19 protein-coding genes and 1 riboswitch are annotated in these 20,932 nt (G+C 73.6%); of the genes, 1 reads left to right on the forward strand and 18 read right to left on the reverse strand.

Features of this window, described 5'->3' with window-relative positions; translation table 11 throughout:
* Nucleotides 1–10 precede the first annotated feature (10 nt).
* The 5 genes from AB0I42_RS20850 to AB0I42_RS20870 all read right to left on the reverse strand — a co-directional run bounded on the left by AB0I42_RS20850 (nucleotide 11) and on the right by AB0I42_RS20870 (nucleotide 2,370).
* Entirely contained in the window at nucleotides 11–394 is a 384-nt protein-coding gene (locus AB0I42_RS20850; RefSeq protein ID WP_357539199.1) for a hypothetical protein, read from the reverse strand.
* A 119-nt stretch (nucleotides 395–513) separates the two neighbouring features.
* Nucleotides 514–837: a hypothetical protein gene (locus tag AB0I42_RS20855; RefSeq protein WP_357539200.1), complete on the reverse strand. Its 324-nt coding sequence runs from the start codon at nucleotides 835–837 to the stop codon at nucleotides 514–516.
* Nucleotides 834–1,271 carry a MerR family transcriptional regulator gene (locus tag AB0I42_RS20860; RefSeq protein WP_357539201.1) on the reverse strand — a complete coding sequence of 146 codons (438 nt, stop codon included), beginning with the start codon at nucleotides 1,269–1,271 and terminating at the stop codon, nucleotides 834–836. The genes AB0I42_RS20855 and AB0I42_RS20860 overlap by 4 nt, the downstream gene beginning before the upstream one ends.
* The gene (locus tag AB0I42_RS20865; protein ID WP_357539202.1) at nucleotides 1,268–1,609 is read right to left on the reverse strand and encodes a hypothetical protein; all 342 of its coding nucleotides are present in this window, start codon (nucleotides 1,607–1,609) and stop codon (nucleotides 1,268–1,270) included. Before AB0I42_RS20865 ends, AB0I42_RS20860 begins: the two co-directional genes overlap by 4 nt.
* Nucleotides 1,610–1,764: 155 nt before the next feature.
* Nucleotides 1,765–2,370: a class I SAM-dependent methyltransferase gene (locus tag AB0I42_RS20870; RefSeq protein WP_357539203.1), complete on the reverse strand. Its 606-nt coding sequence runs from the start codon at nucleotides 2,368–2,370 to the stop codon at nucleotides 1,765–1,767.
* 162 nt (nucleotides 2,371–2,532) lie between these two features.
* Nucleotides 2,533–2,745, forward strand: a riboswitch (cobalamin riboswitch).
* Nucleotides 2,746–2,858: 113 nt separating this feature from the next.
* Here AB0I42_RS20870 and metE point away from each other — a divergent pair.
* The gene (metE, locus tag AB0I42_RS20875; RefSeq protein WP_357539204.1) at nucleotides 2,859–5,096 is read left to right on the forward strand and encodes a 5-methyltetrahydropteroyltriglutamate--homocysteine S-methyltransferase; all 2,238 of its coding nucleotides are present in this window, start codon (nucleotides 2,859–2,861) and stop codon (nucleotides 5,094–5,096) included.
* A gap of 93 nt (nucleotides 5,097–5,189) precedes the next feature.
* Here metE and AB0I42_RS20880 read toward each other — a convergent pair whose 3' ends face one another.
* From AB0I42_RS20880 to AB0I42_RS20940, 13 genes are all read right to left on the reverse strand, one after another.
* Entirely contained in the window at nucleotides 5,190–5,663 is a 474-nt protein-coding gene (locus tag AB0I42_RS20880) for a hypothetical protein (protein ID WP_357539205.1), read from the reverse strand.
* Nucleotides 5,660–6,721, reverse strand: a complete 1,062-nt coding sequence (locus AB0I42_RS20885; protein WP_357539206.1) for a DUF916 domain-containing protein — start codon at nucleotides 6,719–6,721, stop codon at nucleotides 5,660–5,662. The genes AB0I42_RS20880 and AB0I42_RS20885 overlap by 4 nt, the downstream gene beginning before the upstream one ends.
* Nucleotides 6,722–6,805: 84 nt before the next feature.
* On the reverse strand, nucleotides 6,806–7,999 hold the full coding sequence (locus tag AB0I42_RS20890; RefSeq protein WP_357539207.1) for an Ig-like domain repeat protein: 1,194 nt from the start codon (nucleotides 7,997–7,999) through the stop codon (nucleotides 6,806–6,808).
* Between the two features lie 157 nt (nucleotides 8,000–8,156).
* Complete coding sequence (locus AB0I42_RS20895) at nucleotides 8,157–8,930, reverse strand: phosphate ABC transporter ATP-binding protein (protein WP_357539307.1); 774 nt, start codon at nucleotides 8,928–8,930, stop codon at nucleotides 8,157–8,159.
* A gap of 75 nt (nucleotides 8,931–9,005) precedes the next feature.
* Complete coding sequence (locus AB0I42_RS20900; RefSeq protein WP_357539208.1) at nucleotides 9,006–9,929, reverse strand: class E sortase; 924 nt, start codon at nucleotides 9,927–9,929, stop codon at nucleotides 9,006–9,008.
* The gene (locus AB0I42_RS20905; protein WP_357539209.1) at nucleotides 9,926–11,581 is read right to left on the reverse strand and encodes an Ig-like domain-containing protein; all 1,656 of its coding nucleotides are present in this window, start codon (nucleotides 11,579–11,581) and stop codon (nucleotides 9,926–9,928) included. The genes AB0I42_RS20900 and AB0I42_RS20905 overlap by 4 nt, the downstream gene beginning before the upstream one ends.
* Before the next feature lie 70 nt (nucleotides 11,582–11,651).
* On the reverse strand, nucleotides 11,652–12,788 hold the full coding sequence (locus AB0I42_RS20910) for a hypothetical protein (protein WP_357539210.1): 1,137 nt from the start codon (nucleotides 12,786–12,788) through the stop codon (nucleotides 11,652–11,654).
* 163 nt (nucleotides 12,789–12,951) lie between these two features.
* Nucleotides 12,952–15,522: a hypothetical protein gene (locus AB0I42_RS20915; RefSeq protein ID WP_357539211.1), complete on the reverse strand. Its 2,571-nt coding sequence runs from the start codon at nucleotides 15,520–15,522 to the stop codon at nucleotides 12,952–12,954.
* Nucleotides 15,519–17,150 (reverse strand): substrate-binding domain-containing protein, encoded by a 1,632-nt coding sequence (locus AB0I42_RS20920; RefSeq protein WP_357539212.1) that lies wholly within the window; start codon nucleotides 17,148–17,150, stop codon nucleotides 15,519–15,521. The genes AB0I42_RS20915 and AB0I42_RS20920 overlap by 4 nt, the downstream gene beginning before the upstream one ends.
* Nucleotides 17,143–18,396: a phosphate ABC transporter permease PstA gene (pstA, locus tag AB0I42_RS20925; RefSeq protein WP_357539213.1), complete on the reverse strand. Its 1,254-nt coding sequence runs from the start codon at nucleotides 18,394–18,396 to the stop codon at nucleotides 17,143–17,145. Before pstA ends, AB0I42_RS20920 begins: the two co-directional genes overlap by 8 nt.
* A gap of 1 nt (nucleotide 18,397) precedes the next feature.
* Nucleotides 18,398–19,480, reverse strand: a complete 1,083-nt coding sequence (gene pstC / locus AB0I42_RS20930) for a phosphate ABC transporter permease subunit PstC (RefSeq protein WP_357539214.1) — start codon at nucleotides 19,478–19,480, stop codon at nucleotides 18,398–18,400.
* On the reverse strand, nucleotides 19,477–19,971 hold the full coding sequence (locus tag AB0I42_RS20935) for a hypothetical protein (protein ID WP_357539215.1): 495 nt from the start codon (nucleotides 19,969–19,971) through the stop codon (nucleotides 19,477–19,479). The genes pstC and AB0I42_RS20935 overlap by 4 nt, the downstream gene beginning before the upstream one ends.
* 180 nt (nucleotides 19,972–20,151) lie before the next feature.
* The gene (locus tag AB0I42_RS20940; protein WP_357539216.1) at nucleotides 20,152–20,928 is read right to left on the reverse strand and encodes a hypothetical protein; all 777 of its coding nucleotides are present in this window, start codon (nucleotides 20,926–20,928) and stop codon (nucleotides 20,152–20,154) included.
* Nucleotides 20,929–20,932 lie beyond the last annotated feature (4 nt).

Here is a 20,932-nt window from a genome sequence, read left to right on the forward strand (position 1 = left end):
GGAGATCTGCCTACGTTCGACTGACGGCCAACCGGATCAGGCTGGGACGCAGATGTGCACCCACCGCCGGCTCGCCGACGCTCCTGCCGGACGTGCCCCCGGGGGCGGACTGGAGCGACCGGGTGGCGGGGATCGCGGTCTCGGGTGCCGCGGTGCCGGACGGGAGGGCGGCGCAGCGCTGGACGTCGTGGCCCGACGAGTCGGCGGCGCAGTGCTGGTTGGAGAGTGCGTCCAGCACGACGGTGGCCGAGCCGGCGGGATGGGAGCCATGGTGATCGGCCGGGCACGTGCCGCAGATGCCGGGATGAACGATGATCATGCCGACGAGGACGGCGGTGAGCAGGCACAGGCGACGGAGGTGTTGCCGCAACCGCCATGGCGCCCCGGATCTCATCGCCGCCGATCCTAATGGCCCGCGGTCCGGCCCGGAGCGGGTGGTCCCGTCGATCACGGGCGGGCGCGGCCCGGTCACCGGCGCCGCCCGGTGCGGCCGCCGGGGACCCGGTCGTGCGTTCAGCAGCCGCAGCCGCTGCCGGCGCAGTTGCCGGCGGCACCGGTCCCGGCGCCGGCCCGGGTGCCGCGCTGCCGGTGCAGCCACCACATGCCGAGAGCTGCCACGGTGAGCGCGGCGGAGACGGCGAGAAGGGCATTCCTGAGTACGGCCGCGCCGGCGGCGGTGACCACGCCGGTCGCGATGAGCAGGGGGATGACGCAGCAGGCGGCGCAGGCGAGGGCGGCGAGGCCGCCGGTGATCTTGCTGCGGGTGGGCGGGTCGCCGTCCGTCCGGTGCGGCTTGTGCCCGGGGCGAGTGGCGGGCGGCGGGACGGTCTGGTTCACGCGGGGTCTCCGTCGGGGTCGGCGGCGCTGCCGATGGTCAGGAACGGGATCGGGCAGTCGGCGCAGGTGCAGTCGGTGAGGCTGTCGCAGCGGGCGTCGACGACCTCGACCAGGGTCGTCCGGATGGCGTTCAGGTCGGCGATCCGCGCGTCGATCTCGGCGATCTTGTCGATCGCGCGCTGTCGCAGGTCGGCGGTCGGGTGCCGGCGGCGGCCGGTGTCGAGAAGGTCGGCCACCTCGTCGAGGGTGAATCCGAGCCGCTGCGCCGCCTTGATCACCTGGAGCAGGGCGACGGTGTCCGGCGGGTAGAGCCGGTGGCCGCCGTTGGAGCGGGCCGGTTCGGCGAGCAGGCCCCGGCGCTCGTAGTAGCGCAGGGTCTGGATGTTCACCCCGGCCTGTTCGGCGACCTCGCCGCTGCGTAGCCCGGGGGTCACCGGGCCGGCCCGGGCGCGGCCGCGGCGGCCCGGCCGACCAGGGACCGCAGTACGTCGGCGTGGCCGGGTGGCACCCGTACGTCGAGGGTCAGCGGGCTGTCGTCGTGGGCCGGGCTGACGGTGAAGGTGAAGAACGAGCAGCAGCTCGCTTCGCGCGCGGTGAGATCCCGTACCGCCGTTTCGAGGTCGGGCGGGCCGGCCAGGCTGAGTCGGGCGTGGGTCGGGGTGAGCGACTCGACGGCGCGCACGGCGGTGGTGAGCAGGGCGTCGAACTCGGCCAGCCGGGGTGGCCGGTCGGCGGTGGGCAGGGTACAGGTGTCCGGGACGACGAACGGCATCACAGCCTCCTCGTACGGGCGGTTCCGGTGCCGGGTCGGCGCCGGCCATCCGACGGTAAGCCTGTACCCGGGTACCGGATGCAACAGCCCGGACCGCCGCGGGCCCGCACCCGCGTGCCCGACGGGTCGGCGCCACCCGTCGGGCCGGCGGCCGGTCAGGGTCGCGACGGCTCCCGTCGCGCCCGCAGGACGGTGTCGTTGCGGTGGTGCGTCCCCGGCGGCGCGGGAACCGTCCGTGGCCGGATCTCGTCGACCAGGACGGCCCAGTCGTCGTCGAGCAGCCCGGCGACCTCTCCGGGTTGGTAGAAGTCGGCCGGGTCGACGTCGAGGTCGTGCCGCGGCGGAAGATCGGCCAGATCGTGACTGACGACGAGCAGGGTTCCGCCGGGTGCGACCGTGGCCAGCAGGCTGTGCAGTACGGCGTGGCCCGGTTCGCGGCGCAGCGGGAAGTACTGGGCCGAGACCAGGTCGAACGGGCCGGCCGGTGGTGGCTCGGTGGCCAGGTCGACCCGGGTCCATGTCACCCGGCCGGTGTCGTCCCCGGTCGCGGCGCGGCGCAGGGCCACGTCCGAGATGTCGACGGCGGTCACCTGCCAGCCGCGCCGGGCCAGCCAGAGCGCGTCGGCACCCTCGCCGCATCCGAGGTCGAGGGCCCGCCCCGGCGGCAGGTCGGCCACCTCGGCGACGAGGACGCCGTTGGGGTTGCCGCTGAAGAGCCGTTCCCGGCTGAGGTACCTGTCGTCCCAGAACTTCGCGTCCATGGTTACCACCCTCGGGTTCGTTAGTGCCGGAGGTGACCACCTCCGGCGCCAACATGCCGCACCCCGGACGGGTTGACAAAGAAGTTTGCGGAAACCGCAAAGTGGCACCCCTGCCGTCCCGTACGTCGGACACCGTCACCCGGGCACCGCCCGAAGGCCCGTACGATGTCGGACGGTGCTGGTTCGCCCGACCCGTGAGGGTGGGGCGTCGTAAGAGGGAACCCGGTGCGAGACCGGGACTGCCCCGCAGCGGTGAGTGGGAACGAACGCCGTCAACAGAGCACTGGACCGCGAGGTCTGGGAAGCGACGGCCAGTAGGCGACCATCGGGTCACGCCCACGAGTCCGAAGACCTGCCAGCGCCGCGCACGCCGCCGGTGTGCGCCGCCGGCGGCCTCTCGGGAGGGCCAGGGCGGAAGCCGGTACCGACCCGTACCCTGCCTTCCCCCTCCCGTGCCCCGCCGGGCACCTCGAGGGAAGGACCCACCGTTGAGCACCGCATTCGGCCAGAGCACCGTGCTCGGCTATCCGCGCATCGGCACCGACCGAGAGCTGAAGAGGGCCGTCGAGGCCTACTGGGCCGGCACCGTCGACGCCGGCGAACTGGAGCGCACCGCCGCCGGGCTACGCGCCGAGGTCTGGCGGGCGCTGCGGGACGCCCGTCTCGACGCGATCCCGTCGAACACCTTCTCCTACTACGACCACATGCTCGACACCGCCGTCGCCGTCGGCGCGGTTCCGGACCGGTTCGCCCGGCTCGGACTGTCCGAGTTGGACACCTACTTCGCCATGGCCCGTGGCGTCGACGCCGAGCCGGCGCTGGAACTGACCAAGTGGTTCGACACCAACTACCACTACCTGGTGCCGGAGATCGGCCCGGACACCGCCTTCGTCGCCGACCCGGCCAAGGCGCTGCGCGAGTACGGCGAGGCCCGCGAATTGGGCATCACCACCCGGCCGGTGCTGGTCGGGCCGGCCACGTTCCTGCTGCTGGCCAAGGGCGACGATCCGTTCGCCCGCCTCGACGACCTGGTCGAGGCGTACGCCGGGATCCTCACCGCCCTGGCCGACGCCGGGGTGGCCTGGGTGCAGCTGGACGAGCCCGCGTACGTCGCCGACCGCGCCCCGGCGGAGATCGACGCGCTGCGCCGCGCCTACACCCGGCTCGGTGGGATCGAACACCGGCCACGGATCTTCGTGGCCACCTACTTCGGCGAGCTGGGCGAGGCCCTGCCGGCCCTGCTGGACACGCCGGTCGAGGCGATCGGCGTGGACCTGGTCGCCGGGCGGGGCAACCTCGACCGGCTCGCCGCCGCGGGGCCACTGCGCGGCAGGACCATCGTCGCCGGCCTGGTCGACGGACGGAACATCTGGCGTACCGACCTGCGTGCCGCGGCGACCGCCGGGGCGGCGGTCGCCGGGCTCGCCGACCACGTCGCCGTCGCCACGTCCTGCTCGTTGCTGCACGTCCCGGTCGACCTGTCCGTCGAGACCCGCCTCGACCCGCACCTGTACGAGCGGCTCGCGTTCGCCCGGCAGAAGGTGGACGAGGTCGTCCTGCTCGGCCGCGCGGTGCGCGACGGCACCGGGCACCTGCCGGCACCGCCGCGCCCGGCGCCGGCGGCGTGGCGGCACGACGACGTACGGGCCCGGCTCGCCGCGCTCGGTCCCGCCGACCGGCGGCGCGGTGACCACGCCGACCGCGCCGCCCGCCAGCAGGAGCGGCTGGGGCTGCCGGAACTGCCCACCACCACCATCGGGTCGTTCCCGCAGACCGTCGAGCTGCGTAGGGCGCGCGCCGCCCACCGGGCCGGCACCCTCGACGAGGCCGGCTACACCCGGCGGATGCGCGCCGAGATCGAGCACGTCATCCGGCTCCAGGAGCGGCTCGGTCTGGACGTGCTCGTGCACGGCGAACCGGAACGCAACGACATGGTGCAGTACTTCGGCGAGCAACTCGACGGGTTCGCCGCCACCGAGCACGGCTGGGTGCAGTCCTACGGCTCCCGCTGCGTGCGACCGCCGGTCATCCACGGCGACGTGACCCGTAAGGCGCCGATGACCGTCGCCTGGTCGACGTACGCCCAGTCGCTGACGAGCCGGCCGGTCAAGGGCATGCTCACCGGCCCGGTCACCATCCTCGCCTGGTCGTTCGTCCGCACCGACCAGCCGCTGGCCGACACCGCCGACCAGGTCGCGCTCGCCCTGCGGGACGAGTGCCACGACCTGGAGGCGGCCGGGATCAGGGTCATCCAGGTCGACGAGCCGGCGCTACGGGAAACCCTGCCCCTGCGCGGGGCCGACCAGAAGACCTACCTGGACTGGGCGGTGGCGGCCTTCCGCCTGGCCACCAGCGGCGTCGCCGACGACACCCAGATCCACACCCACCTGTGCTACTCCGAGTTCGGCGAGGTGATCACCGCGATCGACGCCCTCGACGCGGACGTGACCAGCATCGAGGCGTCCCGTTCCCGGATGGAGGTCCTCGACGACCTCGCCGCGGTCGGCTACCGCCGGGGTGTCGGCCCCGGGGTGTGGGACATCCACTCGCCACGGGTGCCGTCCCACGCCGAGGTGGTCGAGGCGCTGCGCCGCGCCGTCGCGGCCGTGCCGGCCCGGCGGGTGTGGGTCAACCCGGACTGCGGCCTGAAGACCCGCGGCTACCCCGAGGTCGAGGCGTCGCTGCGGCACCTGGTCGCGGCCGCCGCCGAGGTACGCGGCAACTGACGGCACCAGGTCGGGCGGGCTCTCTCCGGTCCGCCCGGCCGGGCGCCGGCGACTTCGGCGTACGGCACGGCGTCCGGGACGCCCCCGGCGGATTCACCTGCGGCGGCTGAGCGTACGCAGCCCGGCGCCGGCGCCGACCAGGGCCGCGCCGAGGACCAGGATGCCGCCGATGGCGAGCCCGGTCTGCGGGAGCCGGCCGCCGGGGTCGGGTGACACCGACGGGGTCGGTGGCGCGGGGGTGCCGGTCGGCCCCGGGCCGGGGGTCCCGGTGGGGGTCGGTTCCGGGCCGGTGGGGGTGGGTCCGGGCGTGGTCGGCGCCGGTGCGATCGACACCGTGACCTCCGTCCGGCGCGCGGTCCCGGAGTCGGGCGCCGCCGACACGGCCCGGAATCCGCCGGCCAGCGGTGCCCCGAGGGCGGCCGAGACCACGGCCGGCGGCACGGGCGCGGCCGGCGCGGCGGTGGCCGTGGCCGCACCGGTCATCCCGGCGGTGAGCAGGAGCCCCACCGCGACCCGTGGGACGGCCGCCCGGTTGGCCGGACGCGGGGCGCGGCCGGCCGGTGTCATGACGCCACCGGTCGGACGGTCGGCGCCGCCTCCGGCGTGGCGTCGAAGCCGCCGGCGGCGACGATGCGGTGCCAGCGCCGGTTTCGCAGCCACCAGCCGAGCAGCAGCGCCCCGGCCAGCAGCAGCCCGGCCGCCAGCGGCCACGGCACCGCCCACAGCGCCGAGTCGCGGCTCAGCGAGGGCAGCGGCGCGCCGCTCTCCTCCGGGTTGACGGTGACGGTGGTGGTCAGCAGGCCGGCCGGGAACACGCCGGGGAACCGTTGCGTCAGGCGCAGTTCCGAGTCGGGCAGCAGCTCGGGGATGTCGATGACCTCGCTGTTGGCGACGCGTATCCCGAACGGTCCGGTGACCTGGACCCGGGCCTTGCCGGAGAAGCGGACGTTGCCGTCGTTGGCGATCCGGTACGTCACCGTCATGTCGCCGCCGAGCGACAGCGGCGGGTTGGCATAGTCGACGTCCAGGGCGGAGATCAGGGCGGCCGGTTCGACCGGGCCGGCGACCCGCAGGTAGATCCGGGCGGCGATGCGTCGCTCGACGTTGACGGTCTGCCCGTCCTCCTGCCGTTCCTCGGTGTTGACCGAGGCGATCACGCCACCGATGTGGTCGCCGGGGCTCGCGTTGGCCGGTACCGCGAGTTCGAACGGGACGTCGGCCCGCTTGCCGGCCGGCACCGTGTACGACTTCTTCGGCAGGGTGACCCAGCTTCCGACGCCGGTGGCCGGCTCGTCGGCGGTCAGCAGGGCGAATCCGCCGTCCGGGGCGGTGAAGGCGTCGGTCGCGTACACGTTGACGGTCAGCGGCTTTCCGGTGAGGTTGCTGACCGCGACCCAGTCGGTGATCTTCTCCTCGGGGTTGAGCTCGTACGCGAACTCGTTGCGCCCGTTCGGTCCGCGCGGGCTCGACGGCTGCACGCTCCACCGGAACTCCTCGGCCGGGGCGTACCCGGGCAGCGCCGGTGGCGGGGCGGGCGCGGCGGCGGCCGGACCGGTGGCGCCGAGGATGACGGCCGACCCGACGAGCAGCCGGACGACCAGGCGGGTGGCACGGGAGTGGGTCATGTCAGCGGCTCCGTGGAGTCGGTCCGGCAACGGTGGTGGGGATGCCGGGCCCGGCGGGCCCGGCATCCCCCGGTTGCGGAAAGGTCAGGCCAGGGTCAGGGTCAGGGTCGCCTTGTACTCCCCCGGCGCCACGTTGTCGGGGATGGCGAGGTCGAGGTCGGCGCCGCAGGCGAAGACGCCCGCGCTGGCACCGGCCGCCGACGAGCACAGCGTGCGGGTGTCGCCGAGGTCGGCCGCGGTTCCCGCGGTGACCGCGCCGGAGCCGCTGGTCTTGCTGGCCGACGGCGTCCAGGACAGGTTGCCGCCGGCGATGGTCGCGTCGGGTCCGACGAAGTCGGCGAGCTGGCCGGTCAGGTCCCAACCGGCGTTGCTGCCCCGAAGGTCGGTGACGGTGGCGCCCTGGAGCGCGCCGGTGGCGTTGCCGCCGACGGAGCCGCCGGCCAGGATGGCGGTATCACCGGCGAGGTCGAGGGTGAACGCACCCGGGGCCACGTCGGCGATGATCTCCTGCTGCTTGGTGATCACATCGTCGCCGGGCTGGATGGTGAACGAGGTGGACGAGGAGGTGGACGCGCCGAAGACGGTCGCGTCCGACGGCACGAACGCCGCGGTCAGCGAGTGGGTGCCGACCGGGAGCGCGGTCGTGGTGAGGGTGGCGGTGCCGGCCGAGACCGGGGCCGAGCCGATCACCGAGGCGCCCCGGCGGAACTCGACGGTGCCGGTGGCGGTGTTCGGGGTGACGGTGGCGGTGAGGGTGACCTCGGTGCCCTGCTCGACCGGGCTCGCCGGCACGACGGCCAGCGCGGTCGAGGTCGCCTCGGCGACCGGGATGCGCCAGGTGTCGCCGGTGACGACGATCGCGGTGCGGTACTCGTCGGGGTGCCGGCCCTCGGTGAGGCTGAAGCACTCGACGATGACCCACCACTCACCGGCCGCCGGAGCCGTGCCGCCCAGCGCCGTGGTGAACGACCGGTTGGCCTCGATCGACACCGGAGCGGCGTCGAACCCGCCACCACCCAACGGACGACCCAGGTTCGAGTACGGCCCACCCGGCCGGCCGACCCGCAGGCCGGCGTTCTCGCCGTACCCGGTCGGGCAGGCGGCGCTGCCGGCGGTGGCGAACATCGGGGTGTCGTTGACGTTGCCGCTGGTCTGCGACAACTGCACTTCGCCGAGCGAAGCCGCCTGCGCGGGACCGGCGACACCGACGAGGACGCCGCCGGCGAGCGCGGCTGCCCCCAACAGCGCGACCGCCCGAGCCAAGACACGCTTGCTCATGAATCACTTCCTCTCGTGAGGGTGATGGTGCCGGCCGGACCCTGCTGGTCCGACCGGCAATGAGGCTCTACACGGGCAGTGACCCGGCATTCAGGCCAACATCTCCGCCGGACGTGCGGAAGGAGAACACTGGGTGCCGCCTGAAGGCGGGGCCGGCTCACCCGAATCGGCCGTTCACATAGTCGGCGGTGCGCTGGTCCTGTGGCCGGTCGAACATCAGCTCGGTCGGTCCATGTTCGACGATGACACCGGGGGTGCCGTGTGCGGCGAGGAAGAACGCGCACCGGTGGGACACCCGGGCCGCCTGTTGCATGTTGTGCGTGACGATGACGATGGTGACCTCGTCGGCGAGTTCGGCGATCGTCTCCTCGATGCGGCGGGTCGAGGTCGGGTCGAGTGCCGAGCACGGTTCGTCCATCAGCAGCACGCGGGGACGTACGGCGAGGGACCGGGCGATGCAGAGCCGTTGCTGCTGCCCGCCGGACAGGGCCCCGCCGGGTGAGCGGAGCCGGTCGCGTACCTCGCGCCACAGGCCGGCCTTGGTGAGGCTTTCCTCGACCAGGTCGTCGCGGGCGGCGCGGCCGACCCGGGTGCCGGTGAGTCGCAGGCCGGCGACGACGTTGTCGTAGATGGACATGGTGGGAAACGGGTTCGGTTTCTGGAAGACCATGCCGACCTGGCGGCGGGCGTCGGTGAGCCGGCGGTCCGGGGAGTAGAGGTCGTGGCCGTCGAGCAGCACCTCGCCGGCCAGTGACGCGCCGGGGACGAGTTCGTGCATCCGGTTGAGGATGCGCAGGAAGGTCGACTTGCCGCAGCCGGACGGGCCGATGAGTGCGGTGACCCGGCCGGCGGGCATGGTCAGCGACACCCGGTCGAGGACCTTGTGGTCGCCGAACCAGGCGGACACGTCACGTGCGTCCAATGTGGCCAGTTCGGGGGCCGGGACGGGGTCGACGAGGGTCGGGTCGGTGGTCTGGGTCACCGCGGCGCCTTCCGGTCGGGGTGGTTACAGCAGGTTGGGCAGGAGTCGGGCGACCTGGTCCGCGGCGGCGCCGCCGAGGGCGGCGACCAGCGGCACGCCGACGGTCCACGCCGGCCAGCCGCCCCACCGGCCGCGCAGGTAGGCGACGGCGAGGGTGGCCAGCAGCAGTGCCTGGCTCCACAGCATCAGCGGGGTCCAGGCGTCCGGGTCGGTCGCCATCGGCTGCTCGGCGGCGGGCAGCGAGGCGGCGCCGAACCTGCGGGCCGGGGCGGGTTGGGCCGGTGACACCAGGTCGGCGTCGACCCGGAGCAGGTCCTGTGGCAGGTACCGGTCGCCGTCGGCGGTGATCAGCGTGAGCCGTCCGGCGCCGGACGGCAGTCGCGGCGGGGTCGGGTCGCCGGGGCGGCGGGTTCCGGTGACCCGGTAGCTGTGCTCGCCCTGCCCGGTGACGACGGTGACCAGGTCGCCGGGGATGAGCAGGTCCAGGTCCCGGAACGGGCCGCCGTACGCGGCCTGGCGGCCCATGACGACGCTGGTGCCGGGCTGGCCGGGCAGCACGGTGTCGCGGCGGTGGCCGGGGCCGTCGCGCAGCACCTCGGCGTCGCTGCCCTCGAGGACGACGGCCCGCAGCCCGATGGCCGGTATCCGCAGCACCGCGACCGGGGAGCCGGTCTCGACGATCCGTTCGTCGCCGGCGATGCCGTCGGTGAACTCGAGCCGGGTCTGGCCGACGGGGGCGGTGCCGCGGGCGAGTTCGGCACGGTAGTCGGAGTAGAGCGTCTGCTGGCCGCGGGCGTACTGGAGGTGCGAGACCAGGGTGAGGTGGACGACGAAGCCGAGCGTGAGCATGGCCAGGATGGTCAGGGCGGTGCCCGGCAGGTAGAAACCGAGCCGCCCCGTCCTGGACGGGGCGGCACCGGGTGGTGTCGTCGGTGTTGCGGTGGTCACCGGTCCGGCCCGTTCCCGACGGACGGGTCCGGTGCGCCGGTGCCGGCCGGGCCGTCCGGCCAGGTGACCGGGGCCGGTTCGGGGCGCCGCCGCCGGGTCAGCAGCATCGCGCCGGAGCCGGCACCGACCAGGGACAGGCCGGCCATCCCGAAGGTGATCAGCGAGATACCGGTCTTGGGCAGCATGCCGCCCCCGCCGTCGGGGTCACCGCCGGGGTCGTCACCCGGGTCGTCCGGGTCGCCGCCCGGGTCGTGGGCGGTGATCTCCACGGTCCGGACCGCCGACTCCGACGGCCGGTACGCGGTGGCGTCGGCCGGGGTGAACACCGCCTTGAGCGAATGGGTGCCGACCGCCAGGGTGGCGGTGAAGGCCGCGGTGCCCTGCGCCACGGCGGCGGTGCCGAGTTCGGTCTGGCCGTCGAGGAAGCGGACGGTTCCGGTGGCGCTGTTCGGGGCGACCGTCGCGGTCAGGGTCAGCGGGGTGTCGGCGGGCTGGCTGCCGTCGGGGGTGACGGTCAGGGTGGTGGTCGTGTCGGTGGCCGGCAGGCCGTCGGCACCGATCCGGTAGCCGTTGACGCTGTTCGACACCGCCTGCGTGTGGCGGTCGGCGTCGGCCGGCCGGAAGGTCGCCTGGAGGTCGTACGCGCCGTCGGCGAGGCCGGTCATGGTGAGGGTGGCCCGGCCGTCGGCGACCGGCACGTCCTGCACCGGGGCGAAGGCGGCCTCGCCGGAGTCGCGCCGTTCGAAGGTCACGGTGCCGGCCGCGCCGGCGGGGTCGACGGTCGCGGTGAGCACGGGCTGGCCGCCGCTCGGCGCCGGGCTGGCCGGGTCGACGGTGAGGTCGACGGTGACCGGTTCGGCGCCGACGTAGACGACGAGTGGCTGGTTGGCGGCGGAGACCGCGTGCGTCTCGCTGTTGGTGGGGGTGAACGTCGCGATCAGGCTGTACTCGACCTTGCTCGCGTTGAACAGTGGCAGGTCGCTGGTCTGGAGAACCGCGGTGCCGGTGTCGGTGACCGGCACGGTGCCGAGTTCGCCGCTGATGCCGTTGCCCGAGTCGGTGGCCCGGCGGAAGGCGACGGTGCCGGGTACGGGCGGTGTGACGGTCGCGGTGAGCGTGACGGGCGCCCCGGCCGCGACCCGGTTGGCGGGTTCGACGAGGAGGGTGGTCTGGGTGGCGGTCGCGGTGCAGTCGGTGCCGACCCGCCATCCGGTTCCGCAGACCTGGATGCTGGTCTGGAACTCGTCGGGGTGCCGGCCCTCGGTGAGGCTGAAGCACTCCACGATGACCAGCCATTCGCCGGCGGCCGGAGCCGCACCACCGAGTGCGGTGGTGAAGGACCGGTTCGCCTCGATCGAGACCGGGGCCGTGTCGAAGCCGCCGCCGCCCAGCGGACGCCCCAGGTTCGAGTACGGCCCACCGGGACGGCCGATCCGCAGGCCGGCGTTCTCCCCGTACCCGGGGGGACATGCCGCACTGCCGGCCGTGCCGAACATCGGGGTGTCGTCGACGTTGCCGCTGGTCTGCGACAGCCGCACCTCGCCGAGCGAAGCCGCCTGCGCGGGACCGGCGGCGACGAGCACCACCCCGGCGACGACGGCGCAGAGGCTCAGGGCGGTGGTCACCAGCGCGGCCAGGATTCGCCTGCTCATCGGTTTGCTTCCTTTGCGTGACGGATGCACCGGTCCGGGCGGCCCGTAGGCCGCCCGGACCGGCGGGGAACTAGCTGTTGAACCGCAGGTTGGTGTAGCCGCAGGCGGCGTTGAGGTCGTCGAGGGTGGTGGTGCGCAGGCCGAAGCCGAACAGCTGCACGACGTTGCGGTTGGTGCCGCCGTCGTTGACGGTCGCGGTGCAGACCGCCGAGTTGGCGCCGACGAACGTGGCGGCGATCGTCGGGTCGGTGAGCTTCGCGGTCGGTACGACGTTGTAGACGTCGCGCCGGAGCCCGAAGTTGGGGTTGGTGGTGCCGCCGACCAGCGGCTGCTGCACCGACTGGCCGGGCATGCTGATGCCGACGAGGCGGGCGGCGCCGCGCCGGTCGGTGACCGGTACGCCGGTCAGGTTGGCGATGGCGGTGACGTTGCTCTGGGCCACGAACTGGCCGGAGGAGAACGGCACGACGTGGGTCAGGTTGCCGGTCAGCGCCGAGCCGTCGTGCTCCTGGGTCCGGGGCGGCCCGGTGAGGCACGGGTAGTCACCGAGGCCGATCTCGGTCTCGTTGATCTGCATCTTGCTCATCCAGAACTCCCAGGTGCCGGAGCCGGCCTGGATGGTCCGGGGCTGCACCGGGTTGCCGGCGACGGTGGTGTCGAAGCACTTGTAGACCCGCTGGATCTGGGCGAACGACATGTTGAACGGCAGGTCGCCGTTCTGGTTGACGGCCAGCGAGACGGCGTCGACGCCGAACGGGATGTAGGTGTAGTTGCCGGTGCTCGACGGGGTGCCGCCACCGCCGTACGACGACGAGCGGGCGTAGTCGACGCAGTTGCGGATGTCGGCGCCCTCGTAGAAGCCGGGGCCGCCGTTGGTGCCGCCCAGGTTCTCGCCGTTGGCCGCCCGCAGGGCGCGCCGGCCGTTGCCGGAGCCGTTCGGCCGGTTGAGGGTGCAGCCGGCCGACTTGACCTTGATGGTGTCGGTGCCCCGGGCGTCCCAGGAGGCGACGACCTTGCCACCGCCGGAGGTGATGACGTTGCCCAGGCCGTTCATCACGTCCTGGGTGGTGTCCGAGCCGACACCGGCCAGGACGCGGTAGTCGGTGGCCGGCGACGGGTCGGCGGCGGCCGGGGTGGCGGCCATGACGACGGCGAGTGCCGCGCCGAAGCCCGCCGCCGCCATCTTGCCGAAGGTGTGGACCTTCATGCTTGCTCCCTTTCTGGTGACAGGTGAGTCGGGAGAATCGTCTGTCGCCGTGCCGGTGGCCGAAACCGCGTGCGGGCGAACGTTTCGGGCCGCTGTCTTCCGCCAACACGTAGGCCGGATGAACGACTGTTTGCGGACCGGTGGGCCGGCCCGGGACCGTCGTTCATGGACGGTTCCGGGGTGTGCGTACGGCCAGGCGGCGCAGTACGGGGCCGGCCACGCCGCCGAGCAGGCCGACGACGAGCGCGCCGACGAGTACGTACCGGATCGCTCCGGCGGCGCTGCCGAGGGTGGTTCCGGCGACGGGCCGGACGGACGGGGCCGGCGACGGTGCGACCGGACCGGGCGACGGCGGTGCCCCGGTGGCCGGTACGCCGGTCGGCAGGCCGCCGGCCGGCGGCGGCGGTCCGGCCGGGTCCTCCCCGCCGGGCGGTGGGGTCGTCGGCGCGGTCGCCTTTTCGAGGGTGTCGGCGGCGGTGCGGGTCAGGTCGCGCATCGGCTGCGGCAACGGCACGTACCCTTCGGGCAGGTTGCCGGGTGCGACCCCCGTGGTCTGGCCGGGGCCGGCGGCGTGCCGCAGCATCGCCGCGTAGTCGCGTCGGGCGTCGGCCGGGGCGCCGGTGTTCGCGATCGCGTACGTGACCATGGTCAGCGGGTACGCGCCCGGGGTGGCCCGGACCCGTTCCGGGTCGACGGCCACCACGCCCGGCACCTCGGTCGGCGTCATGGCCGCCAGGGCGGCCGTCATCTGCGCGGTGGTCGCGCTACGGCAGTCGGTGGCGACGTACGTGCCGGCCGCGTCGGGTGCGGCGGCGCAGAGTTCGGCGGTGTGCAGGCCGTACCGGGCGGCGGAGGCGGAGTCGGTGACCGACATCGCCAGCCGGAAGCCGGGCTCCTGGCGCGCGATCCGGGTCCACTTCGGCTGTTCGCCGGCCGGCAGGTTGATCGTCTGCAGCGGTACGGCGGTGCCCTTGCTGTCGGCGCGCAGGGTCAGCAGGGCGGCTTCGCCGAGGGAGCCGGCGTACGGCCGGTAGTCCAGTGTGCAGTTGGTGTACTCGACGTCCTGGAAGGACTCCTTGGCGCAGGTCTGGTCGGCCTTCGGGAAGTAGTCGACGGCTCCGGAGGCGAACAGCCGCTGGTAGGCCGGATTGACCACCATGCCGGGCCTGCCGGTGCCCTGGTCGTCCGCGGTGCCGGCCAGCCAGGCGCGGGCCGCCGGGTCGGCGAGGACCCACCGCCACAGTTCCCGGGTCGCCATCGAGTTGCCGACCGGGGTCATCAGGCCGTTGAGGGTCGCCGAGGGGGTCTGGTCCCAGAACCGGAAGACCGGGTTGAGGTCCAGGAACTCCTTGTCGTACTTGATGCTGTTGGGGTTGTCGGCCGGGCCGCCGATGCCGGACACGTCGCGGCGGTACGACTGGGTGAGGAGTTTGGCGACCAGCCGCGGGGTCAGCCGGAGCTGGGACAGCACCGCGCCGCGCAGCCGCTCCTGTTCCCCGCCCGAGGCGTACGGGTCGAGGTTGCCGTCGACGTTGAAGGCGACGACGACGCCGCTGGCGGCGACCGGGGCGTGCACCAGCGGCGGTTCGGTGCCGGGCACGGGGGCGGAGCTGAACACCACGCCGGGTGCGCCGGCGGACGGCGACAGCACCTGGTTCTGCGCCTCGAAGTCACCGATCGCCGAGTAGCCGATGACCGGGCCCGAGTTGGCGCACAGGGCCGGCTGCCAGGAGGTGATCGCCTCGGCGACGAGTTCGGTGCCGGCGGTACGCCGTTCGGCCTGGGTCAGCGAGCAGGCGGCGCCGACCGCCCGGAAGTCCAGCGGGACCACGATCCGGTGCCGCCACACCGGCGGGCTGAACGGTGAGCCGTGGACGGCGGCGGTGGTGGAGACGTCGGTGCCGGCGTACGGGTCGTGGCGGCCGCGCGGCACGATCACGAGGTGGCAGCGGCGGGGTCCCGCGCCGGCCGGGGCGCCGCAGCCGAGGTGGGGCGCGCGGGCCGCGTTCTGTACCTCGAAGGCGACCCGGCCGGTGCCGTCGGCGGCGCTGAGCGCGTAGGGGTACTCGTTCGTCGACGCCTCGTTGAAGTGGGCCCGCAGGACGTCGTCGTCGGTCTGGTCCATCGTGCCGCCGGGCACGTTGGGGTTGGGCTTGGTGCCGAACGGCTGCCGTGGGCTGCCGTCCGGGGTCCGGGCACCGCCGACGGTGCGGAACGGCACCATCTGCGCGTCGGCGGGCAGCGGCTCGGCGGGGTCGGGGTGCGGGTAGCCGGCGATCGCGTCGAGCCGCCGCCGGCTGGCGTTCTTGCCGGCCGGCGCGTCCGAGCCCTGGGCCATCGCCGGCTGCGGCAGGCCGAGACCGAACTGGCAGGTTTCCCGGAACGCCAGGCCGAGCGGGTCGTCGGGGGCCTGCGGGTCGCCCCAGCACTGCATCAGCTGGAGGTAGTCGACGCCGACCGGCCGGTTGCGCGGGGTCGGTTCGGCGCCGGTCCAGGTGACCAGGATCGCCTGGTTGGTCAGGTCCCGGGTCTGCGAGACGGTGATCTGCAGGGCGGAGAAGTCCTCGTACCCGTCGGCCCGGCCGGGGACGGTGACGGCCGAGCCGGCGCCGTCCTCGCCGCGCGCGGGCCCGGCCGCCGGCGGTACGGCCAGCAGCGGTGCGAGGGCCAGCAGGCCGAGGACGAGCGTGGCGACGCGGGACCGGCGGGGGGCCCGGGTCCGGCGGGCGGTCATCGCCGGTCTCCGCGGTCGCGGCGCCCGGCGAGGGTGTGTGCCAGCAGCGGTGGGCCGAACAGTACGCCGACCAGCAGGACGCCGGCGATCAGCATCACCGTGTGCCGCAGCCGCCAGCCGCCCTCGCCGTCGAGGGACACCGGTACGGCGGCGACCTGTTCGCCACCGCCGCCGGTGCCGGGGTCGACGACCTCGCCGGTCTCCGGGTCGACGATGCCGCCGGTCGGGTCGACGGTCGCGCCCGCCGACGGGGCGGCCGACGGGCCGCCGGACGGCGTGGGTCCGCTGGGGCGTGGGTTGGCGCCGGCCGTGCACCGGGCGGCGGCCTTGACCGGCGTCTCCTGCCGGGCGCCGGCGGTGCCGGTGGGACTCTGCGTCGGCCCCTGCCGGTCGCAGGCGGCCGGTTGGGGCGCGTTGCGGGCCAGCGTGTTGGTGCCGTCGCGGGAGAAGGTCGGGTTGTTGCAGTTCTCGATGCCGATGTTCCGCTGCGGCGCCCCGGGGATCTTGCGGACCTGCTCCATGCCGGCCCGGACCAGGTTGATCGGCAGCGGCGAGTAGCCCAGGACGTCGGCCTGCTGCTGGCCCTCGCACAGGAAGTAGTTCGCGAAGGAGGCGAGGGTGAAGCCCTTGTTCTCGGTGACGTTCATCTCGATCCGCTGTGGAACGATCATGTACGAGTACGACGACAGTGGATAGACGCGCGGGTCGTCGTAGGTGTAGACCCCGTCGAGGATCTGGGTCAGGTAGTCCGGCGACGACGGGTTGTCGTTGATGGTCGCCCGGGTCAGCGCGACGGCGACGTTCGCGGCCGTCGGTTCGACGTAGTAGTTCGCGGCGTTGAGCATCTTGACGACCGGGAACCGGGCGTTGAGCGCGTACGAGTACTCGACGTAGGTGATGGCGCCCTCGGCGTTGTCCTGTCCGACGTAGCCGGAGACGCCGGTCGAGCCGGTGGCCCCGACGAATCCGTCGGCGGACCGGAACGGGTAGGTGGAGGTGATGCCGCACGGCGCGGGCTTGCCGAACCTGGCGCAGTAGGCGTTCCAGATCTGCGGGTGCTGCTTGCTCATCCACAGGGTCAGTTGGGCGCTGGTGCCCGACCCGTCCTGCCGCACCACCGGGACGATGTTGCGGGCCGGCAGGGTCAGTCCGGGGTTGTGCGCGGCGATCTGCGGGTCGTTCCAGCGTTTGATGGCCCCGGTGAAGATCTTGGCGATGACCTCGCCGGACAGCCGCAGGTTGGTGACCCGCCGGCCGCCGATGGTCAGGTTGTACATGAACGCCGTGCCGCCGGCGACGATCGGCATGTACCCGAACCCGCGGTCCGGCCGCAGGTCCGAACCGCCGAAGACGTCCCGCAGGCCGTACGGGATCTCCGAGACGCCGAAGTCCGAGGTCCCGTTGCGGAACTGGTTGCGGCCGTCGGTCGAGCCGGTCGCGTCGTAGTTGACGTAGATGCCGCGCTGCTCGACGTTGCGCCGCCAGTTGTCGAGCGCGTTGGCGCTCCACGACGATCCGGTGCCGCTGATCTGCACCAGCGTCGGGGCGGCCCGGGCGGGCACCGGCGCCGCCGCCAGCACGACCATGACCGCCGCGAGGGCGGCCAGGAGGGAACGGCTGCTACGCATCACTTACCTCGCTGTCACTTGCGTGGACTCCGGGTGCCTGACGGGCCCGGGCGCGGGCGGCGAACCGGGCCGCGTCGCGGCGGGACGCCCGGACCCGGGCGCGGGCCGCGCGGCGGCTGAGCTGGCCGGGCGCCCGCCCGCCGACCAGTCGGGCGATCGCGAACAGGATCAGGACCAGCCCCATCAGTACGGCGGCCGCCCCGAAGCCGCGCGCGATCATCGCCTCGTCCGGGCGACGTACGGCGTCGAAGACGAACAGCGGCAGCGATGTCTGGGGGCCGCTGGTGGGGTTGGCGTTGGTGTACGCGGCGAAGCCGGCGGTGAGCAGGACCGGGGACGTCTCGCCGATGCCGCGGGCGGTGCCGAGGATGACCGCCGTGGTCAGGCCGGAGCGGGCGGTCGGCACGACCACGTGCCAGATGGTCCGCCACTGCGAGGCGCCCAGCGCGAGCGACGCCTCCCGCAGGGTGCCGGGCACCAGCCTGATCACCACGTCGGCGGCCCGGATCATGATCGGCAGCATCATCACGCCGAGCGCGAGCGACGCGGCGAACCCGGACTTGCCCATCCCGAGGGCGAGGACGACGGTGGCGTAGACGAACAGCCCGGCGACGACCGACGGCAGCGCGGTCATCGCCTCGGCGATCGTGCGGACCAGCCGGCTGAACGGGCCGGGGAGTTCGCTGAGGAAGACCGCGCAGACCAGGCCCAGCGGCACGGTGACCGCGAGCGCGATGGCGATCTGCATGAGGGTGCCGATGATCGCGTGCCGGATCCCGCCGACGCTCAGCGGCTGCAGCGGCCCGGCCCGCCCCATGTCGTCGGCGAAGAAGTTGAGGTAGACGAGGGCCTCGCGGCCCCGCCACAGGGTGAACACGACGACCACGACCAGCGCCAGCAGCATCAGGGCGGCGAGGCTGTGCACCACGGCGGCGGCGAGCCGGTCGCGGACCGTCGGCCCGCTCTCGTCGAACGAGACGAGCAGGGTGTAGAAGCCGAGGAACGCCAGGTAGGACACGACCACGAAGCCGAGTGCGCCGTCGAACGGCGCCAGCCGGGTGAACAGCAGGGCGGTCAGGCTCACGCCGGCGACGGCGGCACCGGCCAGCGCGTATCCGTCGGTGCGGCGCGGTCGTCCGATCACCCGGCGCCGCTCGGGGACGTCGGGGCGGGGTTCGGCGGCCGGCAGCACCGTCGACCCCGGCACGGCCGGTCCGGCCTTGGTCAGGTCAGGCGATGTCGACACGTCACACCTCGCTCGCGGCGCCGGAACGGCTGCGGCTGATGACGATCGACGCCACGAAGTTGACCACGAGGGTCATCAGGAACAGCACCAGACCGGCGGCCATCAGGGCGGCGATCCCCAGGGCGGTCGAGTCGCCGTACCGCAGCGCGATCAGCGCGGAGATCGAGCCGGCGCCGTTCTGCAGGATGTGCGGCTGCACGACGAAGACCATCGACACGATGAGGTAGACGGCGATCGTCTCGCCCAGCGCCCGGCCGAGCCCGAGCATGGTGCCGCCGATCATGCCGCCACGGCCGAACGGCAACACGACCGACCGGATCATGCCCCAGCGGGTCGCGCCGAGGGCGTACGCGCCCTCCCGCTCGCCGACCGGTGCCTGGGAGAACACCTCGCGCATGACCGAGGTGATGATCGGGGCGACCATCATCGCCACGACGACACCCGCGATGAACGTCGACGAGGTCAGCGCGGTCGGGCTCGCCACCGGGTCACGCGGGTCGTAACCGTCCACCTTGAACAGTGGTATCCAGCCGAGGTAGGTGGCCAGCCAGCGGGGCAGCCCCTCCCCCTGGTCACCGGCGACCAGCAACCGCGGCTGGAGCAGGAAGAAGCCCCAGATGCCGTAGACGACGCTCGGCACGGCGGCCATCAGGTCGACCAGGTTGACCAGCAGCGGCCGGATCCGCCGGGGCGCGTACTCGGAGATGTAGAGGGCGGCACCGGTCGCCAGCGGCACCGAGATCGCGATCGCCACCAGGGCGATGAGCACCGTGCCGGTCAGCACCCCGGCGACGCCGAAGTTGTTGCCCGCCGGGTCCCAGTCCTGCACGGTCAGGAACCGCCAGCCGGCCACCTCGATCGCCGGCCACGCCTGGATGGTCAGGAAGAGCCCGACGAGCACCATGATGAACAGCACCGCCGCGCCCCCGGCCCGGGCGATGCCGCGGAACACCAGGTCGGACGGGCCGCGCCGCTGCACGATGCGGCGGGGTCCGGGAGCGCCGTCCGGCTGGTCGGCGGGCGGGCCCGCGACGGTGGGCGGCGGCGGGGCGGCGTCGGGTCCGCGCAGCGTCGTGGTCGTCACCGGGGTGTCCTGGTCGGCTGTCCGGGGCGGGGCACCGGGCGGATGCCGGTCGGCGGGGTACGCCCCGACCACTGCGGCCGGAGGTCGTCGTCGCGGCCGCGCCGGCCGTCCCGTCCGGTGCCGCGGGTCCCGTCGACGATCGCGGCCTGCGGGACGGCCTCGAGGAACCGCTCGACGTTGTAGGCGCACTCCCGGCCGCGCAGGTACGACCGGCTGGAGACGGCGACGACGGCCCGGTCGAGTTCGGCCCACCAGCACCACTGACCGTTTTGCTCTACAGTGGACTCGTTCACCCGCAGCCGGTCGTGTCCCTGTTGGAGACACACCACGGCGTCGCGGCACTCGCCGTACGTCGGATGACAGCCGCTGCCCCGCCCGAGCGGGCGGTTGTTCGGCGACACCAGCATCCAGAAGACGCCGGCCTGCGGACCGTCCCCGTCGATCCCCCGCTGCGGCGGCACGGCGAAGAACACGAAACGTGATCGCTGCATCCTGATGCCTTTCCTGGCCCGTACCGAGGCACGTATCGCCCGGCTCCCCAACTCGGCCCCCGCCGTCGGTCAGCGTGCGCAGGCTCGATGACCGGACCAGCAGACCGGGACTCACGCCAGACATGCGCAAGGTGAACAGGAAGTACGCGGACATCAACCATCCGTATGACCGATGCCCGCTTACGGATGACCTCCGGATCGGGAACGGGGACGGTTCGCACCGCCCGTCCGGGCGGCCGTCGCGGCCGGCCGGGTCGCCAGCCACCCGACTCCCACCAGCGCCAGCACACCGACGACACCCGCCAGCCACCACAGGCTCACCCCGAGGGAGGCCGACCCGGTGCGGGCCACGGGTAGCGGCGTGGGAGCGCCCGGCGCCGCCTCCGTGCCGGGGCCGGCATCCGGTACGACGTCCGACGCCGACGGTTGCGGTCCGGCCGACGGCGACGCCGCTCCCGCCGGGTTCGCGGTGGCCGCCGCTGCCGCCGTACCGCCGCCCGGGCTGAGGCGCCAGCCGCCGCCGGCGACGGTGATCGAGGTGACGAACCGGCCCGGATGCTGCCCCTGCGTCTGGCTGAAGCACTCCGCCACCACCCACCACTCGCCGGCCTGCGGAGCCGTGCCGCCGAGGGCGGTCGTGAAGGACCGGTTCGGCGTGGCGGTCACCGCCGCCCGGTCGTAGCCGCCGGAGGTGAGAGGGCGGGCGAGATTGGTGTACGGCCCGCCGGGCCGGCCGACGCGCAACAACGCGTCGGAGCCGTACCCGGCCGGGCAGGACGCCGACGTCACACCGGAGGCGAAGACGGGAGTGGTGTCGACGGACCCGCTGCCCGGGTCGAGCCGGACGGTCCCCAGGAACACGGTCTGGTCCGGCGCGGTCCGCGCGACCGGATACACGGCCGCACCAACCGCCAGGACGGCGTGGACGAACAGGCGAAGGACTCGGATTGGCTTCACCAGA

It is taken from the genome of Polymorphospora sp. NPDC050346, assembly GCF_040655695.1.
Taxonomy (GTDB): Bacteria; Actinomycetota; Actinomycetes; order Mycobacteriales; family Micromonosporaceae; genus Polymorphospora; species Polymorphospora lycopeni.